The organism is Pseudomonas sp. RIT-PI-a (genome assembly GCF_001187875.1).
Taxonomy (GTDB): Bacteria; Pseudomonadota; Gammaproteobacteria; order Pseudomonadales; family Pseudomonadaceae; genus Aquipseudomonas; species Aquipseudomonas coleopterorum.
In genome coordinates this window covers 160278-185871 of record NZ_LGIR01000015.1, presented here as the reverse complement: position 1 = coordinate 185871, position 25594 = coordinate 160278, and the positions used below count along the sequence as shown (strand labels likewise).

25 protein-coding genes are annotated in these 25594 nt (G+C 65.2%); 13 read left to right on the top strand and 12 right to left on the bottom strand.

The features are described from left to right. Positions 1-157: 157 nt before the first annotated feature. Entirely contained in the window at positions 158-718 is a 561-nt protein-coding gene (locus tag AC788_RS12400) for a GNAT family N-acetyltransferase (RefSeq protein WP_049860898.1), read from the bottom strand. A gap of 153 nt (positions 719-871) precedes the next feature. Next, on the bottom strand, positions 872-1537 hold the full coding sequence (locus AC788_RS12395; protein WP_049860897.1) for a GntR family transcriptional regulator: 666 nt from the start codon (positions 1535-1537) through the stop codon (positions 872-874). Positions 1538-1807: 270 nt separating this feature from the next. Here AC788_RS12395 and AC788_RS12390 point away from each other — a divergent pair, with 270 nt between their 5' ends. From AC788_RS12390 to AC788_RS12360, 7 genes are all read left to right on the top strand, one after another. Further along, complete coding sequence (locus AC788_RS12390; RefSeq protein WP_049860947.1) at positions 1808-3040, top strand: NRAMP family divalent metal transporter; 1233 nt, start codon at positions 1808-1810, stop codon at positions 3038-3040. 28 nt (positions 3041-3068) lie between these two features. Then, positions 3069-3839 carry a LamB/YcsF family protein gene (locus AC788_RS12385; protein WP_049860896.1) on the top strand — a complete coding sequence of 257 codons (771 nt, stop codon included), beginning with the start codon at positions 3069-3071 and terminating at the stop codon, positions 3837-3839. Further along, positions 3836-4642: a putative hydro-lyase gene (locus AC788_RS12380; RefSeq protein WP_049860895.1), complete on the top strand. Its 807-nt coding sequence runs from the start codon at positions 3836-3838 to the stop codon at positions 4640-4642. Before AC788_RS12385 ends, AC788_RS12380 begins: the two co-directional genes overlap by 4 nt. 9 nt (positions 4643-4651) lie before the next feature. Further along, positions 4652-6271 (top strand): 5-oxoprolinase/urea amidolyase family protein, encoded by a 1620-nt coding sequence (locus AC788_RS12375; protein ID WP_049860894.1) that lies wholly within the window; start codon positions 4652-4654, stop codon positions 6269-6271. After that, positions 6268-8031, top strand: a complete 1764-nt coding sequence (locus AC788_RS12370) for an acetyl/propionyl/methylcrotonyl-CoA carboxylase subunit alpha (RefSeq protein WP_049860893.1) — start codon at positions 6268-6270, stop codon at positions 8029-8031. Before AC788_RS12375 ends, AC788_RS12370 begins: the two co-directional genes overlap by 4 nt. Before the next feature lie 157 nt (positions 8032-8188). Then, the gene (locus tag AC788_RS12365) at positions 8189-9103 is read left to right on the top strand and encodes a lysine exporter LysO family protein (protein ID WP_082223657.1); all 915 of its coding nucleotides are present in this window, start codon (positions 8189-8191) and stop codon (positions 9101-9103) included. A 338-nt stretch (positions 9104-9441) separates the two neighbouring features. Further along, the gene (locus AC788_RS12360) at positions 9442-10668 is read left to right on the top strand and encodes a TIGR03862 family flavoprotein (RefSeq protein ID WP_049860892.1); all 1227 of its coding nucleotides are present in this window, start codon (positions 9442-9444) and stop codon (positions 10666-10668) included. A gap of 170 nt (positions 10669-10838) precedes the next feature. Here AC788_RS12360 and AC788_RS12355 read toward each other — a convergent pair whose 3' ends face one another. The 5 genes from AC788_RS12355 to AC788_RS12335 form a co-directional block, all read right to left on the bottom strand. Continuing rightward, positions 10839-12173 carry a DEAD/DEAH box helicase gene (locus tag AC788_RS12355; protein ID WP_049860891.1) on the bottom strand — a complete coding sequence of 445 codons (1335 nt, stop codon included), beginning with the start codon at positions 12171-12173 and terminating at the stop codon, positions 10839-10841. A gap of 51 nt (positions 12174-12224) precedes the next feature. Beyond that, positions 12225-13112, bottom strand: coding sequence for a drug/metabolite exporter YedA (yedA, locus tag AC788_RS12350; RefSeq protein WP_049860890.1), 888 nt, complete (start codon positions 13110-13112; stop codon positions 12225-12227). A gap of 86 nt (positions 13113-13198) precedes the next feature. Beyond that, positions 13199-13810: a 3'-5' exonuclease gene (locus AC788_RS12345; RefSeq protein ID WP_049860889.1), complete on the bottom strand. Its 612-nt coding sequence runs from the start codon at positions 13808-13810 to the stop codon at positions 13199-13201. A gap of 12 nt (positions 13811-13822) precedes the next feature. Continuing rightward, positions 13823-14302: a LabA-like NYN domain-containing protein gene (locus tag AC788_RS12340; RefSeq protein WP_043192734.1), complete on the bottom strand. Its 480-nt coding sequence runs from the start codon at positions 14300-14302 to the stop codon at positions 13823-13825. 307 nt (positions 14303-14609) lie between these two features. Further along, positions 14610-15329, bottom strand: a complete 720-nt coding sequence (locus tag AC788_RS12335; protein ID WP_049860888.1) for a DUF2076 domain-containing protein — start codon at positions 15327-15329, stop codon at positions 14610-14612. A gap of 220 nt (positions 15330-15549) precedes the next feature. Between AC788_RS12335 and AC788_RS12330 the strand changes: the two genes are divergently transcribed. Beyond that, positions 15550-16203, top strand: coding sequence for a YciC family protein (locus tag AC788_RS12330; RefSeq protein WP_049860887.1), 654 nt, complete (start codon positions 15550-15552; stop codon positions 16201-16203). Positions 16204-16212: 9 nt separating this feature from the next. Here the strand turns inward: AC788_RS12330 and rutF are convergent, their stop codons facing one another. The 5 genes from rutF to rutA are packed head-to-tail and all read right to left on the bottom strand — an operon-like array spanning position 16213 to position 19744. Continuing rightward, positions 16213-16728: an NADH-dependent FMN reductase RutF gene (rutF, locus tag AC788_RS12325; protein WP_049860886.1), complete on the bottom strand. Its 516-nt coding sequence runs from the start codon at positions 16726-16728 to the stop codon at positions 16213-16215. Then, positions 16725-17507 (bottom strand): pyrimidine utilization protein D, encoded by a 783-nt coding sequence (gene rutD / locus AC788_RS12320; RefSeq protein WP_049860885.1) that lies wholly within the window; start codon positions 17505-17507, stop codon positions 16725-16727. Before rutD ends, rutF begins: the two co-directional genes overlap by 4 nt. A gap of 20 nt (positions 17508-17527) precedes the next feature. Continuing rightward, the gene (gene rutC / locus AC788_RS12315) at positions 17528-17911 is read right to left on the bottom strand and encodes a pyrimidine utilization protein C (protein WP_049860884.1); all 384 of its coding nucleotides are present in this window, start codon (positions 17909-17911) and stop codon (positions 17528-17530) included. Positions 17912-17921: 10 nt separating this feature from the next. Continuing rightward, positions 17922-18662: a pyrimidine utilization protein B gene (gene rutB / locus AC788_RS12310; RefSeq protein ID WP_049860883.1), complete on the bottom strand. Its 741-nt coding sequence runs from the start codon at positions 18660-18662 to the stop codon at positions 17922-17924. Then, positions 18662-19744: a pyrimidine utilization protein A gene (rutA, locus tag AC788_RS12305; RefSeq protein ID WP_043192722.1), complete on the bottom strand. Its 1083-nt coding sequence runs from the start codon at positions 19742-19744 to the stop codon at positions 18662-18664. The genes rutB and rutA overlap by 1 nt, the downstream gene beginning before the upstream one ends. 279 nt (positions 19745-20023) lie before the next feature. Here rutA and rutR point away from each other — a divergent pair, with 279 nt between their 5' ends. The 5 genes from rutR to AC788_RS12280 all read left to right on the top strand — a co-directional run bounded on the left by rutR (position 20024) and on the right by AC788_RS12280 (position 25592). After that, a complete protein-coding gene (gene rutR, locus AC788_RS12300; RefSeq protein ID WP_049860882.1) occupies positions 20024-20746 on the top strand; it encodes an HTH-type transcriptional regulator RutR in 723 nt (240 codons plus the stop codon). A gap of 212 nt (positions 20747-20958) precedes the next feature. Next, positions 20959-22050, top strand: a complete 1092-nt coding sequence (locus AC788_RS12295; protein ID WP_049860881.1) for a BMP family ABC transporter substrate-binding protein — start codon at positions 20959-20961, stop codon at positions 22048-22050. Beyond that, positions 22047-23561: an ABC transporter ATP-binding protein gene (locus AC788_RS12290; RefSeq protein WP_049860880.1), complete on the top strand. Its 1515-nt coding sequence runs from the start codon at positions 22047-22049 to the stop codon at positions 23559-23561. The genes AC788_RS12295 and AC788_RS12290 overlap by 4 nt, the downstream gene beginning before the upstream one ends. After that, a complete protein-coding gene (locus tag AC788_RS12285) occupies positions 23554-24666 on the top strand; it encodes an ABC transporter permease (protein ID WP_049860879.1) in 1113 nt (370 codons plus the stop codon). Before AC788_RS12290 ends, AC788_RS12285 begins: the two co-directional genes overlap by 8 nt. After that, entirely contained in the window at positions 24666-25592 is a 927-nt protein-coding gene (locus tag AC788_RS12280) for an ABC transporter permease (RefSeq protein ID WP_049860878.1), read from the top strand. Before AC788_RS12285 ends, AC788_RS12280 begins: the two co-directional genes overlap by 1 nt. Positions 25593-25594 lie beyond the last annotated feature (2 nt).

Sequence of the window (25594 nt, the reverse complement as noted above, 5' to 3'; positions counted from 1 at the left end):
CTCGGCACAGGCATTACCCAAATAAGCAGAACCAAATGGGCGCAATGATAGCGGACAGCCACGCCGCGAACACCTGCAGGAACGGTCATCGGCCGCGAAAACGCGACACGGTACACCTGGCACACCGCAGCGCGCCCTTCGCGGCCACTGGCCGCTCCTACCGGTTGTGCTGCCACTGGGGCTTGGTGATGCGGTACAGCATGTGCCGCTGCAACTCGTGCCCCGGCAGGTTCGGATGGTCGAAATCACCCTCCACATCGCGCTGCATACCGATGGACTGCATCACCTTTTCCGACGACGCGTTCGCCAACGCGGTGAACGCCACGACCTCTTCCAGCCCCAGCCTGTCGAAGGCGCAAGCCAGGCAGGTCCAGGCCGCTTCGCTGGCGAAACCCAGGCCCCAGTGCTCATAGGCCAGGCGCCAGCCGATTTCGGTGGCCGGGGCGAAGGGCGCGTCGAAACCCACCTGCCCCAGGCCGGTGAAGCCGATGAACTGCCCGCTGTCCTTGCGCTCCAGCGCCCACAGGCCATAGCCCAATTCGGCGAAATGACCGCGTGCGCGACCGATCACTTCGGCGCTCTGCAAACGCCCCAGGGTTTCGGGAAAATAACGCATGACCCGCGGATCCGCGCACAGGTCGGCAAACGCGGGCAAATCGCTGTCACGCCACTGACGCAGGATCAGTCGCGCACTTTCAAGTTGGAGGATCTGTTTCATCGCTGATTCCTTGCCGATACCGCCCGCCCCGGTTCGATTCCGAGCTCGCAGGCACCTTCCCGCACATTTCGAACGCGAGGTCACAAGGGAGTTTTCACGGCAAGACCAACGGCGTATCCGGACTTGCGAGCGGACATCCTACCCCGCTGCACGCTAGCGTCGGGTGCTGCGCTCGTACGCCGCGAGCACGGTGCGTTCCGAGCGCACCAGGTACGCTTCGAGCAACTGCGTGGCCTCCTCGGCACGCCCCTCTTCCAGGCAGTGCAGGATGGAGCCGTTCATGTCCAGGTAGGGCATGTGCAGAAACCGCGGGTCATCGAGCAGGCCGAAGGCCAATCGCAACTCCGCCGAGATCTGCGCGTAGAACGCCTCCAATCGGGGGCTGTCGGCCAGCTCCACCACCGCCTTGTGGAACATCATGTTGGCCGTGCCCACGGCTTTCCAGTCCTTCGCCTCGCTCGCCTGCTGGCCCATGGCGACCGCTTCGCGCATGCGCACGGTGCCCGGATGCAGCGGATAGCCTTGGGCAAGGGCCTGGCACTCGATGAAACGGCGGACCCGGTAGATGTCGATGATCGAGGCCATGTCCGGCACAGCAACGGTCACCCCACGGTTCGGCTCGTGCTTGAGCAAACCTTCACGGGTCAGGCCCCTGAAGGCCTCGCGCAAGGTGTTGCGCGAGATCTGCAGGGTTTCCGCCAGCGCGGCCTCGGACAGGCGCTGGCCGGGAACCAACTCGCCTTCCACCAGCATTCTGCGAATCTCCTGGGTGATGGATTCACCCAGCGAACGAGGGGGGCACAGCGAGGTGTCGTTCATGTTCGGTCCAGGGTCGAAAAGAGTCTCGGCGATGTTCCATCACAGGCCGGTCTCAGGCAAGACCCGTGCGGCCTCGGTGCATCATTAAGTAACAGCGACATCCGGAAGCGTTACAAAGTGGTGCACTTTGTGGGTCATGCATGCATTCATTGTTGAACAATCCACATCATGCAGATCAACACTCTTGGCCTTTTATCATGGCGTTGGCATGCTGATTGCTCTACCACCTGCATCCCCCATCGCAGGAACGATGCCGTGACACACACAGCCGTGACACAGACCGCCAAGGACTTCACCAAGGCGCGTCGCTCTTCCCTGATTGCCGCGATCTTCATGATGGCCACTTCGGCCATCGGCCCAGGTTTCATTACCCAGACCGCGACCTTCACGGCCAAGATGGGCGCGGCGTTCGCGTTCGGCATCCTGGCTTCGATTCTCATCGACTTCGTGGTCCAGCTGAACGTCTGGCGCATCGTTGCCCTGACCCGGATGCGCGCCGCCGATATCGCCAACAAGGCCATCCCCGGCAGCGGCTACCTGCTGGCCGTGCTGGTGATCTTTGGCGGCCTGGTGTTCAACGTCGGCAACATCGCCGGGGCCGGGCTGGGCCTGAATGCGTTGATGGGGCTGGACCCCAAATGGGGCGGCGCCCTGAGTTCCCTGGTCGCCATCGGCATCTTCATGTCGCGCCGCGCCGGGGTGGCCGTGGATCGTCTGATGGTGGTTCTGGGTCTGGTGATGATCGGCATGACGGTGTTCGTCGCCATTGTTTCCAACCCACCGCTGGGTCAGGCGCTGTACCAGACCATCCTGCCCGAGACGGTTGACTTCGCCATCATCACCACCATCGTCGGTGGCACGGTCGGCGGCTACATCACCTACGCCGGGGCGCACCGCTTGCTGGACCGCGGCACCACCGGCATCGAAAACCTGGACGCCGTGAACAAGGCGGCCCTGAGCGGCATTCTGGTCACCGGCATCATGCGCTACGTGCTGTTTCTGGCCATTCTCGGCGTAGTGGCCAGCGGCGTAATCATCGACACCTCAGGCCAGGGCGCCAATCCGGCCGCCCAGGCCTTCCAGGCCGCAGCCGGCCAGTTCGGCCTGCGCATCTTCGGCCTGATCCTGTGGACTGCCGGCATCACCAGCGTGATCGGCGCCGCCTACACCTCGATTTCCTTCATCACGGTGTTCGCACCGAACATCAGCGAGCAGGCGCGCAACCGCGCCACCACGGTGTTCATCGCCGTGTCGCTGCTGATCTTCGTGCTGATGGGCACCGCACCGGCGGCGCTGCTGCTGTTCGCCGGCGGCTTCAACGGGCTTATCCTGCCCATTGGCCTGAGCATCTTCACCTACGTCGGCTGGCGCCGGTCCGACCTCATGGACGGCTACCATTACCCTCGCTGGCTGCTGGTGCTGGGCGTATTGACCTGCCTGCTCACCTGGTACATGGCGATCAAGTCGGTCGGGCCGATCTTCGCCTTCCTCTCTGTCGTATGAGCCGGACAACGCACAAGGAACCTCTACAATGCCAAGCATAGATATCAACAGCGACCTGGGTGAAAGCTTCGGCGCCTGGAGCATGGGCGACGACGACGCCATGCTCGACATCGTGACCAGCGCCAATGTCGCCTGCGGCTTCCATGCGGGTGACCCGGCCGGCATCCTGCGCACCCTCAAGGCGGCTGCGGCCAGGCAGGTCAGCATCGGCGCCCATGTGTCCTACCCGGACAAGGTCGGTTTCGGTCGCCGCAACATGGACGTGACCAGCGACGAGCTGACCGCCGACGTCATCTACCAGATCGGCGCGCTGCAGGGCTTGGCCCAGGCCGCGGGCACCCGCGTCAGCTACGTCAAGCCCCATGGCGCCCTGTACAACACCATCGCCCACGATCGCCGCCAGGGGCTGGCCGTGATCGCTGCCATCCGCGCGGTCGATCCTGGCCTGGTACTGGTGGCCCTGGCCGGTTCGAGCCTGATCGAACTGGCCCGTGAAGAAGGCCTGACGTGCGTCGCCGAAGCCTTCGCCGATCGCGCCTACACGCCTGAAGGCACCTTGGTGTCGCGTCGCGAGCCCGGTGCCGTCCTGCACGATCCACAATTGATCGGCCAACGCATGCTGCGCCTGGTCGAGGAAGGCACCCTGGAGGCCATCGACGGTAGCATCACCCGCATCCAGGCCGATTCCATCTGCGTGCACGGCGACAGCCCGGCCGCCGTGGCCATGGCCCGCGAACTGCGGCGCGTGCTGGAGCAAGCGAACATGCAACTGCAGCCGTTTGCCGGAGGCCGACCATGAGCGCACTCGAACGCGCAGCGAAGAGCGCCATCGAGGCCGCTCGGGCAGCCCGCGCCGACTACCGCGGCGGGCGGGTGGCGCCTTCCGCTGGCATCGCCCCAGGCATGACCCAGGCCAACCTGATCGCCCTGCCCCGCGACTGGGCCTATGATTTTCTGCTGTACGCCCAGCGCAATCCGAAAGCCTGCCCCATCCTCGACGTCACCGATGCTGGCAGCCCGCACACCGTACTGGCCGAGGGCGCAGACCTGCGCACCGACCTGCCGCTGTACCGTGTCTGGCGCAACGGCCAGTTGGTCGAAGAGATCAGCGACGCCCGCCACGCCTGGGCCGAGCACGACGACATGGTGACCTTTCTCATCGGTTGCAGCTTCACCTTTGAAACCGCGCTGCAGGAAGCGGGCATCGAAGTCCGGCACATCGCCGATGGCAGCAACGTGCCGATGTACCTGAGCAACCGTGCCTGCCGCCCCGCCGGGCGGCTGCGCGGTGACATGGTGGTGTCCATGCGCCCGATCCGCGCCGACCGCGTGGCCGAAGCCTGCACCATCACCGCCCGCTATCCCTCGGTGCATGGCGCGCCGGTGCACGTGGGCGACCCGGCGCTGCTGGGCATCGCCGACCTGGCCCGTCCCGACTTCGGCGACGCCGTGCGCATCGAACCGGGCGAAGTACCGGTGTTCTGGGCCTGTGGGGTCACGCCCCAGGCTGCGGTCATGGCCTCGGGTGTGCCGTTCGCCATCACCCATTCGCCGGGCCATATGTTCATCACCGACGTGCCTGACAGCACGTACCACGTCTAGGAGATTGCCGTGCGTTTTCTACCGGTCAACCTGGACACCCTGATGGTTGAGCTCGACGACCTCGAGCAGACCCTGGCCCTGTTCGATGCCTTGAGCGCCGAACCGATCGCCGGCGTGGAAGAAATCATTCCGGCCGCGCGGACGCTGCTGATCCAGTTCCGCCCCAGCGCCATCACTCGGCAGACACTGGTCGATCAACTCGCCCGGCGCGATGCCAGCCAGCGCCGTGCCGTCGAGCAGCGGCGTGTGGAGATCCCGGTGCACTACAACGGCGAAGACCTGGATGAGGTTGCCGCGCTGTTGCAGATCAGCCGCGAGGAAGTGATCCGACGCCACACCGCCGAGGACTACAGCGTCGCCTTCTGTGGCTTCGCCCCGGGATTCGGCTACCTGACCGGCGGGGCCGGGTTCCCGGTGCCGCGCCGGAAGACGCCGCGCACGCGCATCCCTGCGGGCGCCGTGGCGCTGGCGGGTGAATTCAGTGGCATCTACCCCAAGGCCAGCCCCGGTGGCTGGCAGATCATCGGCGTCACGCCCTTGCAGATGTGGGACCTGGAGCGCGCCGAACCGGCGCTGTTGCGGCCCGGTTACAAGGTGCGTTTCGTCGATGCCGGGCCTCTGCCCGCAGGCGGCCTGCCCGCACCGGCTGCGCCCGCTGCGGCCCTGCCGCCGAGCGGCGCGTACCTGCAGATTCTCAGCCCCGGCCTGCACAGCGTGCTGCAGGACACCGGCCGCATCGGCCAGCCCGGCCAGGGCGTGTCCCGCTCCGGCGCGCTGGACCTGGGCGCCCTGCGCGCCGCCAACCGCGCCGTTGGTAACCGCTCGGACATGGCCTGCGTGGAAACCGTGCTCGGCGGCCTGCGCTTCACCTGCCATGGCCACGCGGTGATCGCCGTCACCGGCGCACAGGCCCCGGTCACCCTCACCAGCGCCAGTGGCCTGCAATGGCCTGTGGACAACTATCAGCCCATCGAACTGGCGCCGGGCGACACCGTTACCCTAGGTGCGCCCAGCGCCGGGCTGCGCAGCTACCTGGCGATCCGCGGGGGCTTCGACGTGACGCCGGTGCTCGGCAGCCTGTCGACCGACACCCTGGCCCAGGTCGGTCCGCCCGCCCTGGCCGCCGGCGACCATTTGGGGTTCACGCCGCCAACGGGCGGCACCAGCGTATCGCTCAGTGAAGCCCCGGCGTTTGCCCTGCCGAAAACCGCCGACACCGTCACTCTCGATGTGCTGATGGGCCCGCGCAGCGACTGGTTCACCGCCGACGCCATCGAGCGCCTGAGCAGCCAGCCGTGGCAGGTCACCGCACAGTCCAACCGCGTCGGCATTCGCCTGGCCGGTGAAACGCCGCTGGAACGCAGCAATCACCAGGAGCTGCCCAGCGAAGGCACCGCCGTGGGCGCCATTCAGGTACCCGCCAGCGGCCAGCCGGTGCTGTTCCTCGCCGACCACCCGCTGACAGGCGGCTACCCGGTGATCGCCGTGGTCGCCAACTACCACCTCGATCTGGCAGGACAGATACCGGTCAACGCCTGGATTCGCTTCAACCCGGTGGCCGCCTTCGAAGCGCTGCACCCTACCGCGCCTGCCCCTTCTTCACCTGCCGATGTGGAACGACTTCCATGAAAAAGCTCCTGATTGCCAACCGCGGCGAGATCGCCGTGCGTATCGCCCGTGCCTGCCGCGACCACGGCGTGCAGTGCGTGGCGGTGTACGCCGATGCCGACATCGACGCCCTGCATGTACGCCACGCCGACGAAGCCTATGGGCTCGACGGCCAGCGCCCTGCCGAAACCTACCTGAACATCGAGAAGTTGCTGGCGGTCGCCAAGCGCAGTGGCGCCGATGCCGTTCACCCCGGCTATGGTTTCCTCTCCGAGCGGGCCGATTTCGCCCGCGCCGTCATCGAGGCCGGGCTGATCTGGGTCGGCCCCAATCCCGAGACCATCGACGTGCTGGGCGACAAGGTCGAAGCCCGCAAGATCGCCCAGGCCGTGGGTGCGCCTCTGGTGGCCGGCACGCCGGGGCCGGTGGAAAGCGCCGAGGAGGTGCTGGCCTTCGCCGAACAGCACGGCCTGCCGATCGCCATCAAGGCCGCGTTCGGCGGTGGCGGACGCGGTATGAAAGTCGCCTGGCGCCTGGACGAGGTGACTGAGCTGTTCGCCTCGGCGGTGCGCGAGGCCGAGGCCGCCTTCGGCCGCGGCGAATGCTACGTCGAACAGTTTCTCGACCGCCCGCGCCACATCGAAGCGCAGATCCTGGCCGACCGGCACGGCCAGGTCGTGGTCGTGGGCACGCGCGACTGCTCCTTGCAGCGCCGTAACCAGAAGCTGGTGGAAGAAGCGCCCGCGCCGTTCATCACGCAACAGCAGCGCGAGCGTATCCACCAGGCGGCCCGCGACATCTGCGCCAAGGCCGGGTACGTCGGCGCCGGTACGGTCGAGTTCCTGCTCAGCCAGGATGGCACCCTGTCGTTCCTGGAGGTCAACACGCGCCTGCAGGTCGAACACCCGGTCACCGAGGAAACCACAGGCGTGGACCTGGTGATCGAGCAACTGCGGATCGCCGACGGCTTGCCCTTGTCGTTCACCGAAACGCCCGTGCCGCGAGGCCACAGCTTCGAATTCCGCATCAACGCCGAAGACCCGGGCAAGGGCTTTCTGCCCACACCTGGCCAGATCGGTGAGTTCCTTCCGCCGTTCGGCCCCGGCGTACGCCTGGACAGTGGCGTGGTCAGCGGGTCGAGCGTGCCCAGCCACTTCGACTCGATGATGGCCAAGCTCATCGTCACCGGCGCCACCCGTGAGCAGGCCATTGCCCGCGCCCGACGCGCCCTGGCCGAATTCAGTATCGAAGGCATCGCCTCGGTACTGCCGTTCCACCGCGCCGTGATGGATCACGCGGATTTCACCGGTCCCGAGCGCTTCGCCGTGCACACGCGCTGGATCGAAACCGACTTCGCCGAATCCATCACCCTGGCGCCGCGGGTCGAACCCAAGGCCGACGCGGACATCCTGCGCACCTTCGTCGAGATCGACGGCAAGCGCCACGCGCTCGGTCTGCCCGCTGCATTGCTGCGCGGCATGAGCCTGGACGCGGCACCCGCTGCCCAGGCACAGGCTTCGGCTTCGGCTTCGGCTTCGGCTTCGGCTTCGGCAGAGGTGGACGCCCAGGCGCTGCTCACTCCAGTGGCGGGCAACCTGCACACCTGGGTGGTGGAAGACGGCGCCGACGTTTCCAGCGGGCAGGTAGTGGCCGTGGTGGAAGCGATGAAGATGGAGACCTCGGTGCTGGCGCCGTGTGCAGGCCGCGTGCAGATCGGCCAGCAAGCCGGTGACTACTTCGAAGCTGGCGCCGTGATCGGTCGTATCCAGACCGACAACTGAGCGGTGGCTGCAGGCCCAATAGCAGCCGGCGGCACCGGGCCCTGGCCCAGGTGCCGCGACATGGAAAAAGCCCAGCCAGACGGGTCGCGCATCTGGAATAATGCCCGCCTTCGGCACACACGGCACTCCATGGATCTCCTGCACAAGGCTTGCGACAATGCTTTCGATAGTGGCTTCACTCCTGCCCATCCTGCTGGCGTTGGCCGGCGGCTGGGTGTTGGCAATCTTCATCAGCCCCGAGCTGCGCCATCGGCTGGTGAAGCTGATCACCCCGTTCATCTGGCTGCTGCTGTTCTCGATCGGCTACGAATTCGGTAACGTCCTGGGCGCCCTGAACTCGGCGCGTGAATCGGCGCTCACCGCGCTGGTCTTCGCTCTGCTGACGACTGCGGTGCCGTGGTTGTTGCTCTCTCGAGGCGCCAGTGCCGTGGTGCCACGCCCGACGTCGGACCGCCAGGGGTTGGCCGGCATTGTCCCGCCGCTCAAGGAATGCCTGATCGCCCTGCTGGCCCTGGCTTTGGGCGTTGGCATGTATCACCTGTGGGGCGCGGCCGACGGCTCGGGGTTTGGCTGGCCTTCGACCAGCTACTTCCTCTATGTACTGATCGTGCTGGTCGGGCTGGACCTTTACGGAGTCAGGCCCGACCCGTCGTGGTACTCGCTGCGCACCTTGAAGATTCCCGCCATGGTGGTGATCGGTTCGCTGCTGGGCGGCCTGCTGGCGGCCTGGGCCACCGGCCAGCCGTTGGCCATCTCCCTCGCGCTGTCCAGTGGCTTCGGCTGGTTCACCCTGTCCGGAGTGATGGTGGGCCACCATGCCGGTGAAGCGTTCGGTGCCATGGCCCTGTTGACCGACCTGTTTCGCGAGATCCTGGCCATCGGTCTGCTGTACAGCCTGGGTGCCCGGCGACCCTTGCAATGCATCGCCGCGGGCGGCGCCACGTCGCTGGATTCGACCCTGCCGATCGTCAAGCAGAAGTGCCCGCCCGAATTGCTGCCCGTAGCGCTGGTCAGCGGTTTTCTGCTGACCGTGATCGGGCCCTTGCTGATGGTGTTTTTCCTCACCGTATGAGTTATGCACATCGCGACAGCCAGTGGATAAGTTACACACATTGGCTGTGCAACCGCCTGTGGATAATCTGCGCATAAGCGGCTGACGGCCCGCGTAGCCGGGGGCTTGCGCGATGCGATCATTTTTTGATCAGCTTTTCAGGCCTGTTTTGCACAGACTGCGCGAGTTACTCACATCCGCTGTGCAACCGCATGTGGATAACCTGCGCAAAACAAGCCACAGGCCGCATACGGCAAGGCTTTCAGAGCGCCGATCAAATTTTGATCAGCAGTGCGTGTGAATACAGGAGCGGAACGGGGCGTGTAGAATTCGCCTTCTTTCTCTGTCGATCCGTTTCCATGCACTCTTCTCCCCCTCGCGTTGCCGTGATCGGCGGCGGCCCGGCGGGCCTGATGGCCGCCGAAGGGCTGAGCCTGGCTGGCGTGGCCGGCGACGTCTACGACGGCATGCCCTCGGTGGGCCGCAAATTCCTGCTCGCTGGCGTCGGGGGCATGAACATCACCCATTCCGAGCCCCAGCCCGCCTTCGTGGCTCGCTACGCCGAACGCGCGCAGGCGGTGGGGGAATGGCTGGCCCCGTTCGATGGCCCACGGCTGCGCGAATGGATTCATGGCCTGGGCATCCAGACCTTCGTCGGCACCTCCGGACGCGTATTTCCGACCGACATGAAGGCCGCACCGCTGCTGCGTGCCTGGCTCAAGCGCCTGCGCGAGGCCGGTGTGGTTATCCACACCCGGCACCGCTGGCTGGGGTGGAACGACGACGGCAGCTTGCGTATCGAGCATCCGCACGGCGAATCGGCGGTGCGCCCGGCGGCCACGGTGCTGGCGTTGGGCGGCGCCAGTTGGGCGCGGCTGGGTTCCGACGGCGCCTGGGTGCCTTGGCTGCAAGGGCGCGGTGTACCCATCAAGCCGCTGCAACCCTCCAACTGCGGCTTCGAGGTGCCGGGCTGGAGCGCGCTGTTGCGGGAAAAATTCGCTGGGGCACCGCTGAAGAACGTCGCCTTGGGGCTGGCGGGCGAACCGTTGCGCACTGGCGAGTTCGTGCTGACTGAAACGGGTGTGGAAGGCAGCCTGGTGTATGCACTGTCCGCCGGGATTCGCGAGGCGATCAACCGCACGGGAGAAGCGACCCTGCATCTTGACCTGCTGCCGGATCGACGTGTGGATAAAGTCCGTGCGGCGTTGCACAAACCGCGGGGGTCCAAGTCCATGGCCCGGCACCTGCAGGGGCAACTGGGCCTGGAGGGGGTCAAGGCCGGCCTGTTGCGTGAGCTGACCGATGCGCCGACCTTCGCCGATCTCGACGCACTGACCTCGGCGATCAAGGCGCTGCCCTTGACGCTGGTACGCGCCAGGCCGCTGGATGAAGCGATCAGCACAGCGGGGGGTGTGGATCTGCAGGGGCTGAATCGGCAGCTGATGCTTAACGATGTGCCGGGTACGTTCTGTGCGGGTGAAATGCTGGATTGGGAAGCGCCAACCGGTGGCTATCTGCTGACGGCCTGTTTCGCCAGCGGGCGGCGGGCGGCGGATGGCGTTCTGGAGTGGTTGGCTCGGGAGTGATGTTTGCCTCTCGGGCCCCTTCGCGGGCAGAGGGCTCGCCGCCCGCCCCGCTCCCACAGGGTGCAGTTGAACATGTGGGAGCGGGCTCTGCCCGCGAAGAGGCCCTCAGTCACACCACACAATGTGAGAGCCCTCTGCCCGCGAAGAGGCCCTCAAGCCCCCCACACAGCTCAAGGCTTGCGCTTGCGCGGTCCCGTATTGAACACCGGCACCTTGCGCACCGGCTTGACCACAGGGGTCGCATCCACCGGCGAATCGCCGCTATCGACCCACTTGCCCAGGTTCTTCTTGCTACCACTGACCTTGGGCTTCTTCGGTTTTTTCGGCTTCTTCACCACTTGGCCGCTGGCATCGGTGTCAGGCACCCGGTGATCGGGCACGAAGTCCGGTTCGTCGACGCGCTTCAACGTCTGCCGGGTCAGCATTTCGATGGCCGACAGCAACTGCACCTCGTCGGCGCAGACCAGCGAGATCGCCTCCCCCGTGGCCCCTGCCCGGCCGGTACGGCCGATGCGGTGAATGTAGTCTTCGGCCACGATCGGCAGGTCGAAGTTGACCACCAGCGGCAGATCGTCGATGTCCAGGCCGCGCGCGGCGACATCGGTGGCCACCAGGATCTGCACCTCCGAAGCCTTGAAACGATCCAGTGCACGCTGGCGCGTAGCCTGCGGCTTCTCGCCGTGGATGCCGTCGGCGTTGATGCCCAGCCCCTGCAGCTTCTCGACCAGCGCGTCCACGCCGTTGCGGGTCTTGGCGAACACCAGCACCTGCTTCCAGCGCTGCTTCTTCAGAAGATGGCAGAACAGCTCCGCCTTGCGCTTCTTGTCCACCGGCACGATCCACTGCTGCACCGAGCTGGCGGCCACGTTACGCGGGCTGACTTCGATGCTCAGCGGGTCGTTGAGCATCTGCCCGGCCAGCAGGCGGATGGAATCGGAAAAGGTCGCCGAGAACAGCAAGGTCTGGCGCTTCTTCGGCAGGGCTGCATAGATGTCCCGCAGTTCCTCGGAAAAACCCAGGTCGAGCATGCGGTCGGCTTCGTCCAGCACCAGGGTCTGCAACTGGGAGAACTTGATCGCGTTCTGTCGATACAGATCGAGCAGGCGCCCCGGCGTTGCGACCAACAGGTCGACGCCCTTGCGCAGCTTCATCATCTGCGGGTTGATGCTGACCCCGCCGTACACCGCATAGGTGCTCAGCGGCAGGTGCTCGCCGTACTCGACGATATTGGCGTGAACCTGCTCGGCCAGCTCGCGCGTGGGACACAGCACCAGGGCGCGGACCGAGTTGCTCGCCACCTTGGGGCCTTCCATGGCCAGCAACTGCAGCAACGGCAAGGCAAAACCGGCGGTCTTGCCGGTGCCGGTCTGGGCCGCGGCCATCAGGTCGCGACCGGCCAGCACCGCAGGAATGGCTTGGGCCTGCACCGGGGTCGGCGTCTGGTAGCCAAGCGTTTCAAGGGCGCGTTGCAGGGGTTCGATCAGGCCAAGGGTGGCGAATGTCATGGGTCTACCGTCAGAAGATGTTTCGCAATGGCCGGCAGTTTACCTTGTTGGCTAGGCTTTCGCCTTGCGCCATTGCGGCACGCCGATCAACACCACCGCGCCGATGATCACCGCCATGGCCACGCATTCCTCGACGCCGATGTGCTCGCCGGCGAACAGGATGCCCAGCAACACGGCCACCGCCGGGTTGACGTAGGCATAGCTGGTGGCCGCCGCCGGGCGCACGTGCTTGAGCAGGTACATGTAGGCACTGAAGGCCAGGATCGAACCGAAGCACACCAGGTAGGCCAGCGCGCCCCAGCCGGCGGCGGTGGGCCATTGCTGCATGCGCTCACCCGAGATCAGGCTGCCCAGCAGCAGCACCGCGCCGCCGATGAGCATTTCCGTCGCCGCGGCCATCGCGCCCTGGGGCAATGGCAGACTCCGGCTCCAGACCGAGCCGAAGGCCCAGGCGGCCGCGGCGAAGATCAGCAGCGCCGCGCCCAGTGGGCTGGCCTGCAGATTGGAACCCAGGTTGAGCAGGCCGATCCCGACCAGCCCGAGGACGATCCCCGCCCACTCCAGGCGGGTGTTGCGCTGCCCCCGGAACAGGCCGAAGAACAGGGTGAACAGCGGCACGGTGGCCACGGCCAGCGCCGCCACCCCGGACGACACGCCCGCATGTTCGGCGACCGTCACGCCGCCGTTGCCGCAACTGAGTAACAGGATCCCCACGCACCCGGCCGCGCGCCACTGTGGCCAGGTCGGGTTGGGCGCGCCACGCAGGCGCAGGAAGGCATAGAGAATCGTCCCGGCGATGAGAAAGCGCACCCCGGCCATCAGCAACGGCGGCCACGACTCGACGCCGATACGAATGAACAGGTAGGTCGAACCCCAGACGAAATACAGGGCCAGAAAGGCGCCGATGAGCAACAGGGGAAAGCGGGCTTGAGCAGGCATTTCAAAGGTCGTCCATGGTGTGTTTTTGTTCTTTCCTGGTGGGAACCGGGCGGCGAGCCCTCTGCCCGCGAAGAGGCCTTCCAGCCCTACCCTAAGCGATGCTTTTGCAACACCTCGCGCATCTTCGCCATCGGCACTTTCTGCAGCGTGCAGAACAGCCCGTGGGACACCTCGGCCAGCCCGTGCCGCTCGCGCAACTCGCGTGCCAGATGCTGTGTCAGGTTGGCCGCCATCTCGGCATCGGCCATGGCCCGGTGAGCCTGGCCGGTATGCGGCAGCCTCGCCCATTGGGTCAAGGTGCCCAGCTTGTGATTCGGCGCGCCGGGGAACAGGCGCCGGGCCATCAGCATCGAGCACGCAAAGCTCTGCACCCGCTCACGGCGCAGCAGGCTGAGCTCGTGATCCCAGAACTTCTGGTCGAAGGAGGCGTTGTGCGCCAACAACGGCGTGCTGCCGACGAACTCGGCGACTTCGGCCATTACCTCGGCCGCAGGCGGCGCCTTGCGCACCATGGCCGTGGTGATGCCAGTCAGGCTGGCAACGAAGCCGGGCACGGGCAGGCCGGCGTTCATCAGGCTCTGATAGCGTCCGACGATTTCGCCGCGTTCGAGCATGACCACGGCGATTTCCGTGGCGCGGCAACCCATGTTCGGCGAGATGCCGGTGGTTTCGAAGTCGATGACAGCAATGCGTTCCAAAGCGGTGAAACCTCAATTCTTCAGCAGCAACGCACCTTCGATGGGTACGTAGCGGGTGGCGGCGCGGATCAGCGAGTTGGCGGTCAGACCTGGCACGCCATAGGCCACGGCCTCGACGCCATGCTTGCCGATGATGCGGTCGAGCAGCAGGTCGAAATCACCGTCGCCCGAGGCAAGCACGATCTCGTCGACGTGATCGGCGGCGTCCATGATATCGATGGTGATGCCCACATCCCAGTCGCCTTTGGCCGAGCCGTCGCTGCGCTGGATGTAGGGCTTGAGTTTGACCGTGAAGCCGAGGTTGCGCAGGATCTGCTGAAACTGCTGCTGCTTGCTGTCGCCACGGTCGATGGCGTAGGCATAGGCCTCGACGATCTGCCCGCGCTGGCCGATGTCGGCCCACAGTGCGGCGTAGTTGAAGTGACAGCCATAGGCCTGGCGCACGGTGTAGTAAAGGTTCTGTACATCGGCGAACACCGCGATCTTCTTCACCGCACTTCCTCGTCGCGCTGGGCGCCTGAGCTTCTGGAGAGCCAGTATGCCAGTGTTGGGGCGAGGATGGGGGTGGGGATGGGGTGTCAGTGCCGGCCTCTTCGCGGGCAGAGACCCGCTCCCACAGTGGTGGTGCCATGTGTGAGGGGGGTGACTGTGCCGGCTTCTTCGCGGGCAGAGACCCGCTCCCACAGGATCGCGCACCACCCTGTGGGAGCGGGCTCTGCCCGCGAAGGGGCCATGAGCTCCACCGAACAATGTAAAGGCAGGTCGACGAGCCCTCTGCCCGCGAAGAGGCCCTCAGGCCTTACACAAAATCATCATCGTCGGAAAAGAAGCCACTGTCGCCGCTGCTGTCATAGCCGGCATCGGCCATGCCGCCCTGGTCGTTCCAGCTGTCATTGCTCACCTGCTGGGCGTCACCGCTGTCGTTCCAGCCGCCGCTGTCGCTGGCTTGGGCTGGTTCTTCCTTGATCACCTCGACAATCTCCTGAGGGTTGTCGTGGTGAAACAGGCTGCTGATGCCCTGTGCCAGCATCACGCCCCCGGCCACACCGGCAGCCGTCTGCAGGGCGCCGCGCATGAAACCGCCACCCGCCGGCGCCTGAGCGCCTGGAGCGGCGTAGTTCTGCTGTGGCGGCGGCTGGTACGCCGGCGCCTGGCGAGCCGGTTCGCGCCAGCCGTTGCCCTGCGGCTGCACGGCCCGCGCCGGTTGCTGCACGTCGCGGTTGCCGCCGCCGAAAATGCTCGACAGGAAACCACCACCGCCCTGCTGCGCCGGCGCGGCCGCCTGGCTGCGCGCCTGCTGCAGTTCAGTCTGCAACTGCTGGTTCTGCTCGCTCAAGCGCTTGATCGCCGCTTCCTGGACCAGGATCGCCTGCGCCATGTAATAGGGCGCGGCGGGCTGGGCGGAGACGTGCCCCTTGATGCGCTCGTCGGCCTGCGCATCGCGCGCACTGCCCTCCTTTTCGGCCTGCTGGAGGCGGGTGAACAGACCGTCGATCAGGCTTTGTTCATCAGTGTTCATGGCGACCTCGTTCGATTGCCCGGAAAATGGGGTGGCCGGCGCACAATGCGTCGGTTCTGCTGCAATGATGGGGCTGCTGCCCCGTCTTTCAATGACCGGCCGCGATTAAACTTTGTTCACCTGCGCCCACCCTCACGCTCCATGACGCCCCGACCGGGTGTTGAAAAACGCCACCATCGGCTAAAGTGTCGACCTGCTTTTTGACCTGTGACCCGGCCCCATGAACCCGCTGATCGTATTGCGCGACTCGTTCTATTTTTTCCGCATCAACCTGTGGGCGATCCTGCGCCTGTGCCTGCCGCTGGTGGTCTGCGAAGCGCTGGCGCGCGAGTTGGTGGCACGCGTCAACGGTCCTGACGCCTCGGTGATGTACGACGTGGCCGTGGGCCTGCTGTTCTATCCGTTGTACACCGCCGCGTTGATCCTGTTCCTCGATGCCCGCACCGACGGCTATGAGCCCAAGGGCCGGCACCTGCTGGGCAAGGCCCTGCACCTGTGGCCACGCTTCGCCCTGATGGCGGCCATCAGCACCCTGCTGATCATGTTCGGCATGTGGCTGTTCGTACTACCGGGGCTGTACCTGATGATCAAGCTGTCGTTCTCGGAATACCTGCTGGTACTGCGCAATACCACCCCGTTGCAGGCCATGCGCGAAAGCTTCGACCTGACCAAAGGCAAGTTCTGGCCGATCCTGTTCACCCTGCTGGCGATCATGATCCCGCTCTGGCTGCTCGACGGCCTGAGTGCCATGGCCTGGGCCGATACCCAGCCCACGCCGGTGCGCCTGCTGGTCGACAGCGTCAACAGCTTTCTGCAACTGCTGCCCACCGTGGTGCTGTTTCGCTTGTTCATGCTCATGGGCAAGCCGGACTGACCGCACCGCTCACACGCTGGCTTGAGTACCCGCCAGTTCGTGGTAGCGGCGAGCGAAATAGACCAGCACGTCGGCCTCGTCCTGTTGGCGAATGTCCAGCACCTCGCAAAAGAGAATGTCGTGGGTGCCAACACTGGTGCTGCTGGTGATCCTGCAGTCGAAGGACAGTTTGGCGCCCTCCAGAATCGGCGCACCGGTAATCCCCTGGCTCCAGTGCCCCGCCGCGAAACGCTCCTCCTGGGGAATCTTGCCGCCGAAGGCGTTGGACAGGGCTTGCTGGCCATTGCCCAAGGTGTTGACGCATACCATGCCGTTGCCCGTGAAAGACTCGTAGACCGAGGCTGCGCGGTTGATGCACACCAACAGCGTCGGCGGCTGATCGGTCACGCTGCACACCGCCGTAGCCGTGAATCCCGCCCGCCCGTAGGGGCCGTCGGTGGTGATGACGTTCACCGCAGCCGCAAGTCCTGCCATGGCATCGCGGAAGGCTTGACGCTCGACGGGAATCGAATGGGGCACGTTCATAGTGAGAGTCCTTGAAAGTAGTCCAGCACGGCGTGATGAAAGGGTTGTGGATCGCTGACGCTCGAGGCGTGTCCGCCGTATTCGAGCACCACCAATCTGGCGTTGGGCAGATGCTCGGCCAGGTGCCGGGAACGCTGCCAGGGCACCAGCATGTCGTCTCGGTTGGCGATCACCAGCGCAGGCGTGTCGATGCTCGCCAGGCGCGATTCGATGTCGAAGGTTTCCAGCGCGTTGATCCGCCGCAGCAGGTTGTCATGGCTGGGGAAATGCGCCAGCGCATGGGCCTCGTCGGCGGCCAGGCGCGCGCCGTTGCTGGCAATCCAGTCGGCCGGGTACAGGAACAACGCCTGTGCCTGTACGTAAGCCTCGGCGCCACTGTCACGCAGCAGGTTCTTGCGCACGGCAAAACAGCGCGCGCTGTGCGGATTGGGGCTGCTCCAGGCATTGATCAACACCAGGCTGCTCAGGCGCTGGGGCTGCAGCGCTGCCAGCGCCAATCCCACCAGGCCACCCAGGGCGTGGCCCATGAAATGGCATCGCTCGATATTGAGTTCGTCGAGCAGCCCCAGCAGCTCTTCGGCCATGTGCTGGATGCTGTAGCCCTCGGGCAACTGCGCGGGGCTGCGTCCGGTTCCGGCATGGTCATAGGTCACGACGCGAAACTGCTCGCCGAGCAGCGCCAGATCGCCGGCCCAGAACCCGGCCGAACCGCCGAGCCCCGAACTCAGTACCAGAGTGGGTGCGTCGGCATCCTGCCGACCGTGTATGGCGTGGTACATGCAAACCTCCGCAGTGAGTATCAACCGATGTGCGCAATGCTGGCGATTTCGATCAGCGCGTCTGGTTTGACCAGACCGCACTGGATGCAATAGCGCGCAGGTTTCTCGCCGGCGAAGTACTCGGCGTACACCTCGTTGACCTTGGCGTAGTCGGCCCAGTCGCGGATCATGATCATGTTGAAGGTCACGTCATCCAGGGTGCCGCCGGCCGCTTCGACCACGCCCTTGATGATCTCCAGCACATGGCGGGTCTGCGCCGTCGCGTCGCCCACGTGCACCACGTTGTTGTCCTTGTCGAATGGCAACGTGCCCGACACGTACAGCACGCCGTCGGCCATGGAGCCCGGAACGAAAGGGGCCAGGGGCTTGCCGGTGCCGGCAGGGATAATCGATCGTTTGCTCATCTGTGCATCCTCAGGAAACAGCCCCGACGGGGGCGAAGGTGGTGCAGAAGTCGTCAACGCTGGAGACCCAGCCGAAGAAGGTTTCGATGTTGAACAGCGCTGCCTGCTGCGCGAACGCCGGCCCGGCCTGGTGGGTGGCATCGGCCAGCACCACGCCGAAATACTCCAGATGGAAACCGTCGCGCAGGGTCGACTCCACGCAGACGTTGGTGGCGATGCCGGTGAACACCAGGTTGCGGATGCCGCGAGCGCGCAGGGTGCTGTCGAACGTGGAGTTGAAGAACGCGCTGTAGCGGGTTTTCGGAACCACGATATCGCCGGGCTGGGGCTTGAGCGGGTCGACCAGCGCATAGTCCCACCCGCCCTTGGCCAGCAGTTGGCCTTGCAGCTCGGGGCGCTTGCGCATGGTTTTCAGGGCATTGGACTTGTGCCAGTTGGGTGAGCCCGGCCCGCCCGCCTCGACGTAGTCAGCGTCCCAGCCGTTCTGCAGGAAGATCACCGGAATACCTGCCGCGCGCGCCGCCACGAGGGCTTTCTCGATGGCGGCGATCACCGGGCCCGTACTCGATACGTCGAAGCCGGCCAGGTCCAGATAGCCGCCCAGGCTGGCGTAGGCGTTCTGCATGTCGACCACCACCAGCGCGGTTTCGCTGGCCTTCATGCGCAGGGCTTCGGGGCGGGCGGGAAGTTCACGGGCGGGGTGCGCGTCCTGCGGCAGGGACACACCGGCGACGTTGACGGGCACATTCATCATACGGCCTCCAAGGTAGGCATTACGTGCTGGCGGCTGCTCATCAGCGGCTGGATCTTGCGGCCGAAGTCTTCGATGCCTTGCACGAAATCATCGAACGTCAGCATCACACCCTGGGTACCCGGCACGCTGGCGACTTCGTCGAGCATGCGCGCCACGCTGGCCCAGGAACCGACCAGGGTGCCCATGTTGATGTTGACCGCCGAGGTAGGGTCGGCCATCTGCCGGAGGTTGGAGCTGGCGCCCTTGTCCGCCGAGCCCTTCTCGCCCAGCCAGGCGATGGCTTCCTGATCGGCACCGGCCTTGATGTGCTCCCAGCGCGCGCGGGCGGCCTCGTCGGTGTCGGCGGCGATGATCATGAACAGCACGCAGGAGGTCACGTGGCGTCCGGTCTTCTTGTTGGCTTCGAGCAACGCCTGGGCCGTGGGCGCGAACGCGGTCGGGGTGTTCACACCTTTGCCGAAGCAGAAGTTGTAGTCGGCGTACTGCGCCGAGAAGGCCATGCCCGCCTCGCTCTGGCCGGCGCAGATGAGCTTCATGTCGGCCTGTGGGCGCGGGCTGACACGGCAGTCCTGCATGGTGAAATGTTCACCCTTGAAGTCGCTGCGCCCGGTGCTCCACAGGTCGCGCAGGACCTGCGCGTATTCGCCCAGGTACTGATAGCGGGTGCCGAAGAATTCGTCGCCGGGCCACAGGCCCATCTGCTCGTACTCAGGCTTCTGCCAACCGGTCACCAGGTTGACCCCGAAGCGGCCGTTGGAAATCGAATCGATGGTCGCCGCCATGCGTGCGGTGATGGCAGGCGGGATGGTCAGCGTGGCGACCGTGGCGAACAACTGGATCTTGCTGGTGACGGCGGCAAGCCCGGCCATCAGCGTGAAGGATTCCATGTTGTGTTCCCAGAATTCCGTCTTGCCGCCGAAGCCACGCAACTTGATCATCGACAGCGCGAAGTCGAAGCCGTAGTGCTCGGCCTTCTGCACGATCTGCTTGTTCAATTCGAAGGTGGGCAGGTACTGCGGCGCGTTTTCGGAAATCAGCCAGCCGTTGTTGCCAATAGGAGTGAAAACACCGATATCCATGTGGTTCCCTTTCTGAGTGATGATCGTTACGCACCGGACAGGTTGCGCATGAAAGTCACTTAGCAGGGATCAGGCCATGTTTGGTTAATCCTTTACTTTCAACAGTTTGCAAACAATTGGCAAACTTTGTCGGACCAAACGGTCCGAAGTAGAGCACTTGGTTTGTGCGATTTTCCGCGTCGCGGTGCAAAACGATGCACGACGTCCCCGTGCCTGTATCGTCAGCGGACATTCGCCCGTTATCATGGCCGCCTACCTCCAGCCGCAGGTTCCAGACGCGTGAAAGAGCATCCCCCCGCCAACGAGCCCCGTGCCAAGCGCACGCGCAACGTCAAGCCCAAGCCCGCGGTCAAGGCCACCCGCGAGCCGAGCGCGGCGGCACTCAAGCGGCGGCTGCAGCTGATGGAAAGCAAACGCACCGCGATACTGGGCGCCGCGCTGGATGTGTTCTCCCGCTATGGCCTGCACGGCAGCAGCCTCGACCAAGTGGCCACTCGGGCCGACGTCTCCAAGACCAACCTGCTGTACTACTTTTCCAGCAAGGACGATCTCTACCTGAGCGTGCTCAGGCAGTTATTGGAGGTCTGGCTCAGCCCCCTGCAGTACTTCACCGCCGACAAAAACCCGGTCGAGGCCATCGGCGCCTACATCAAGGCCAAGCTCGAACTTTCCCGGGATCACGCGGCAGAGTCGCGTCTGTTCTGCATGGAGATCATGCAGGGGGCGCCGCTGATGCTCAGCGAACTGCAGCAGCCCTTGCGCGAAACCGTCGACACCAAAGTGGCCGTCATCGAACACTGGATCGCGACAGGCCAACTGGCACCGATCAACCCGCACCACTTCATCTTCTCGCTGTGGGCAACCACCCAGCATTACGCCGATTTCCGCACCCAGGTCGAGGCCGTGACCGGCAAGACCCTGCACGATCCGGTATTTTTCGAAGAGGTCCTGGTGGGGTTGCGCGGTTTGATACTCGATGGCGTGCGGCCAAGACCTGCGTGAATGCCCTCTAATCGTGCCGAGCGCACAAACCAAGTGCTCTAGTTCGGACCAATTGATCTGAATTAAGCCCCGAAAATAACCCAATACACTGTAATCAAAGCGCTTTTCTGAAATGGCACGGATGCTGCTTTCGAGCTCCGGGCGGCTTAGGGCGGGTTCCTGGCCACGGCAGCATCCCGCTGCCCCATGCTCACATTTCAGGAAGGCGCCTCATGATCAAGACACTGCTACCGGGAATTTTGCTAGCCGCTTCGGCCTGTGGGACAGGCACTGCTGCCTACGCCGAGGGACTGACCCTCAAGGGCCCGGCCAAGATCGCCATGGTCTACATCAGCCCGCGCAACGACGGTGGCTGGACCCAGGCATTCGACGAAGCCCGCATCAAGCTGGAAATGAGCCTGGATCAGAAGATCCAGTACGTCGAGAGCGTTCCCGAAAACGCCGCAGCCATCACGCCGGTGGTCGATCGCCTAATCGCTCGCGGCGCCAACATCATCATCGGCACCGCGTTCGGCTATTCCGACACCTTCCTGGCGTTGGCGAAGAAATACCCCGACGTGGCCTTCCTCAACGGTTCGGGCACCACCAACGCCGCGAACCTCGAATCCTTCTACGGCCGTACCTACGAAAGCCAGTACCTGTGCGGCATGGCGGCGGGTGCGGCGTCGAAGTCGGGCAAGCTGGGCTTCGTGGCCGCCAACCCCTTCGGCCAGGTCAACTGGACCATCAACGCGTATGAACTGGGCGCGCAGCAAATCAATCCTGCGGCCACGGTCACGGTCATCTACACCGGCGCTTGGAACGACCCGGTCAAGGAACGCGCTGCCACCATGGCGCTGATCGACAACGGTGTCGACGTGATCGGCCAGCACGTCGACAGCCCAACACCGCAGATCGTCGCCCAGGAGCGGGGCATTCATGGTACCGGTCATCACCGGGACCTGAGCGAGTTCGCGCCCAAGGCCACCGTGTGCTCGTCGATGTGGGTGTGGGACCGTTTCCTCACCCCTGAGGTGAAGAAGATCATGGCCGGCAACTGGGTTCCCCAGGCCAATGGCGCCCTGCTGTCGATGCAGCAGGGCGGCACCGACATCAGCCTGACCCAGGACGCCGTGATCAGCCCCGAGAACCGAGCCAAGATCGACGCGGCGCGGGCCGAGCTGCTGGCCGGCACCAAGACGCTCTATACCGGGCCCATGGCTGACCGTGATGGACAGCAGCGGCTCGCCCCAGGCCAGGTCATGAGCGATCCGGATCTGTGGAAAATGGACTGGTTCGTCAAAGGCGTGATGACCCAGAAATGAGCCAGGCCAACGCGCTCCAACTCACCGGTATCAGCAAGTCGTTCGACGGCTTCAAGGCGCTGAGCGAAGCCGACTTCAGCGCCCGCTGGGGCGAGGTGCATGCCCTGCTCGGCGAGAACGGCGCTGGCAAGTCGTCGCTGATGAACATTGCCGCCGGCCTGTACGCACCGGAAACCGGCAGCGTGCTGATCGACGACAACAGCGTGCGGCTGCACAGCCCCAAGGATGCCAGCCGCTATCGCATCGGCATGGTTCACCAGCATTTCAAGCTGGTGCGCCCCTTCACCGTGGCGCAGAACATCCTGCTCGGCCTGCCCGAGCAACCGGGAGAAGGCAGCTACCGCAAGCGGCTGGCAGCGCTTGAGCAGACCATCGCCCGCAAGGCAGAAGAGCTGGGTTTCGTCCTCGATCCGCGCCAGGTGGTGGAAACCCTGTCGGTGGCCGAGCAGCAGCGCGTGGAAATTCTCAAGGTGCTGCTGGCGGGCGCGCGGATCCTGATTCTCGATGAGCCCACTGCGGTGCTCACCGACCAGGAAGCCGAGCGCCTGCTGAGCACGGTGCAGTCCTTCGCCCGCCAAGGTGCTGCGGTGGTGCTGGTCACCCACAAGATGGCCGATGTGAAACGCTACGCCGACCGGGTGACGGTCATGCGCGGCGGCCGCACGATCAAAACCCTCGACCCGCAGGGCGTCAGCGTCGAGGAGCTGGTGCGCCTCACCGTCGGCGAATCGGCAGCGCTCAGCCCGACCCTGCCGGCAGCGCCGGGCGAGCCGTTGCTGCGGGTCAGCAATCTCACCAGCGTGGCCGGCACCGGCGGGCTGAAGGGCGTGGATATGATACTCTACGCCGGACAGATCTATGGCATCGCCGGGGTCGGTGGCAACGGCCAGGGCGAGTTGGCCAATGCACTGATGGGCCTTGAACAACCGACCGAGGGCGATATCCACCTGGCGTCCTTCGGCGACCTGCGCACGGTCAGCGCCCAACAACGCCGAACCTTGCGTATCGCCGCCATCCCCGCCGACCGGTACGGCGCGGCGCTGGCCGGCTCGCTGTCGGTAGCCGAGAACTTCGCCATCGGCCAACTGCACGATGGCCGCTACGGCTCTTTCCTGCGCCTGCGCAGCCAACGGCTGCTGGAAGACGCCGCCCAGGCGGTAGCCGACTTCGATGTCCAGGGTGTGCGCTCGCTGCAGCAGAAAGCCGCCCTGCTGTCCGGCGGCAATGCACAGAAGCTGGTGATCGCACGGGAATTCAGCCGCAATCCACAGCTGATTCTGGTGCACAGCCCCAGCCGCGGCCTGGACGTGCGCGCCACCCAGGCGGTGCATGCACGCCTGCGCGCCGCCCGCGATGCCGGGGCGGCGGTACTGGTGATCAGTGAAGACCTGGACGAAGTGCTGGCCCTGGCCGATCGCATCGGCGTGATGAATGGCGGCCGCATCGTCGCCGAATTCGACTGCCCGGCCGACCGCCAGGCCATTGGCAAAGCGATGGTGAGCCATGACTGAACTCTCCCAACCCCTGCTCAAGACCCCACGTCAACCGCTGCTCGGCCGACGCTACGCCCTGGAGCTGCGCCAGCAGATGGGCTGGGGCGGCCAGGCGCTGGTGATCGGCCTGGCGGTGCTCGTCGGCCTGGCCCTGAGCACAGCCATTCTGGTGGCTGCGGGCGTGCCGGCCGACCAACTGCTGGAAGAGTTCGTCGGCCAGACGCTGCTCGATGCCGGCAACTTCAAGGCCGTGCTGTTCCAGGCGGCGCCGATGATTCTGGTCGGCATGGCCGGCTGCCTGGCGTTTCGCGCACGCTTCTGGAACCTGGGCCTGGAAGGCCAGATGATCTGGGGCGGGATCGGCGCGGCGGCCATCTCGATCTTCCAGATCGGCCCCGAGGCCCTGCGCCTGCCGTTGATGATGGCCTCGGCCATCGTCTGCGCGATGCTCTGGACCCTGGCACCGGTCCTGCTCAAATTGCGCCTGAAGGTCAACGAAGTGATTTCGACCTTGATGCTCAACTACATCGCCGCCAACTTCCTGCTGCACCTGCTCTACGGCAGCTGGAAAGACCCACGGGACAACTTCCCCTACTCGCCCGCCTTCCGTTCGTTCGAACGGCTGCCCGACCTGTTCGCCGGCTACAACGTGGCGATCGTCATCGCCGTGGTCATCATGGCCCTGGCCGTGTGGTTCATCAGCGTATCGCGCGCCGGCCTGTACCTGCGCTTCGTCGATGCCAACCCGCGCGTGGCCAGCGCCGTCGGGGTGCCGGTACGGCGGATGATCCTCGGCACCGTGCTGCTGTCCGGCGCCCTGGCCGGTGTCGCGGGCTTCATCGTCAGCGCAGGCCAAGAAGGTCGACTGACCCAGTCGTTCTACCAAGGCTATGGTTTCTCGGGAATTCTCATCGCGTTTCTGGCGCGCAACAACCCGTTCGCTGCCGCCATCGTCGCCTTGCTGGTGGCGATGCTGTTCGTCGCCGGGCGCAACCTGCAGGTGTTCTACCAGATCCCCTTTTCGATGGTGCAGTTGATCCAGGCCATCCTGGTGATCTGCGTGGCCTCTTCGGACTTCTTCATACGGCACCGTTTGCGGCGCATCCAGGCGGGAGAACAGTAATGGATCTGGTGACTTACTGGCTGAGCAGCGTTCCCGAATTCGCCGTGCCCTTCGCCCTCGCCGCACTGGGGTTGATCATCATCGAGCGTGCCGGCGTGCTGGCGCTGGGTGCCGAAGGCATGATGCTGGTGGGCGCCCTGGCCGGGATCGGCATGCAACTGGCGCTGGGCCTGCCGGGGCTGTCCCTGCTCGCGGCCATGGCGGCCGCCAGCGTGGTCTCGCTGCTGTTCGCGCTGATGGTGCTGGTGCTGCGCATCAATCAGGTCATTGCCGGGCTGGCCCTGGTGTTTTTCTGTCAGGGCCTGACCGGCTTGCTGGGCACCCTGCTGGGCTGGACCAATCGCCCGGTCAGCGGACTTACGGCCGTCGAGCTGTGGCCGCTGAGCGAGTTGCCGGTAGTGGGAGGCCTGTTCAGGCAGAACCCGATGGTGTTCCTCACCGTGGTGATCTTTTTTGCCGTGGTCTGGTTTCTCAACCGCACCCGCACCGGGCTGAAACTGCGCGCCGTGGGCGAGAACCCCCAGGCCGCCGATGCCGCCGGCCTGCCGGTGCTGCGCTATCGGCTCGCCGCGATTCTGGCCGGCAGCGCACTGATGGGGCTGGCGGGCGGATTCATTGCCGTGCTCAGCACCAAGATGTGGATCGCCGACATGACCGGCGGCCGTGGCTGGATCGCCATTGCCCTGGTGATCTTCGCGCGCTGGTCACCTTGGCGCGCGTTCGCCGGTGCCCTGCTGTTCGGCGGTATCGAGGCACTGATTCCGCAACTGGCCGCCGCCGGTGTGCAACTGCCGCAGTATTTCATGCTGATGACGCCCTATGCCGTGACCCTGGCGGTCATGGTCTGGGTCGCTGCCAGCAAGCGCGCAGGTGCCAGCCAACCGGGCGCGCTGGGTGAACCCTATGTTCGCGAAGAGCGACGCTGAGC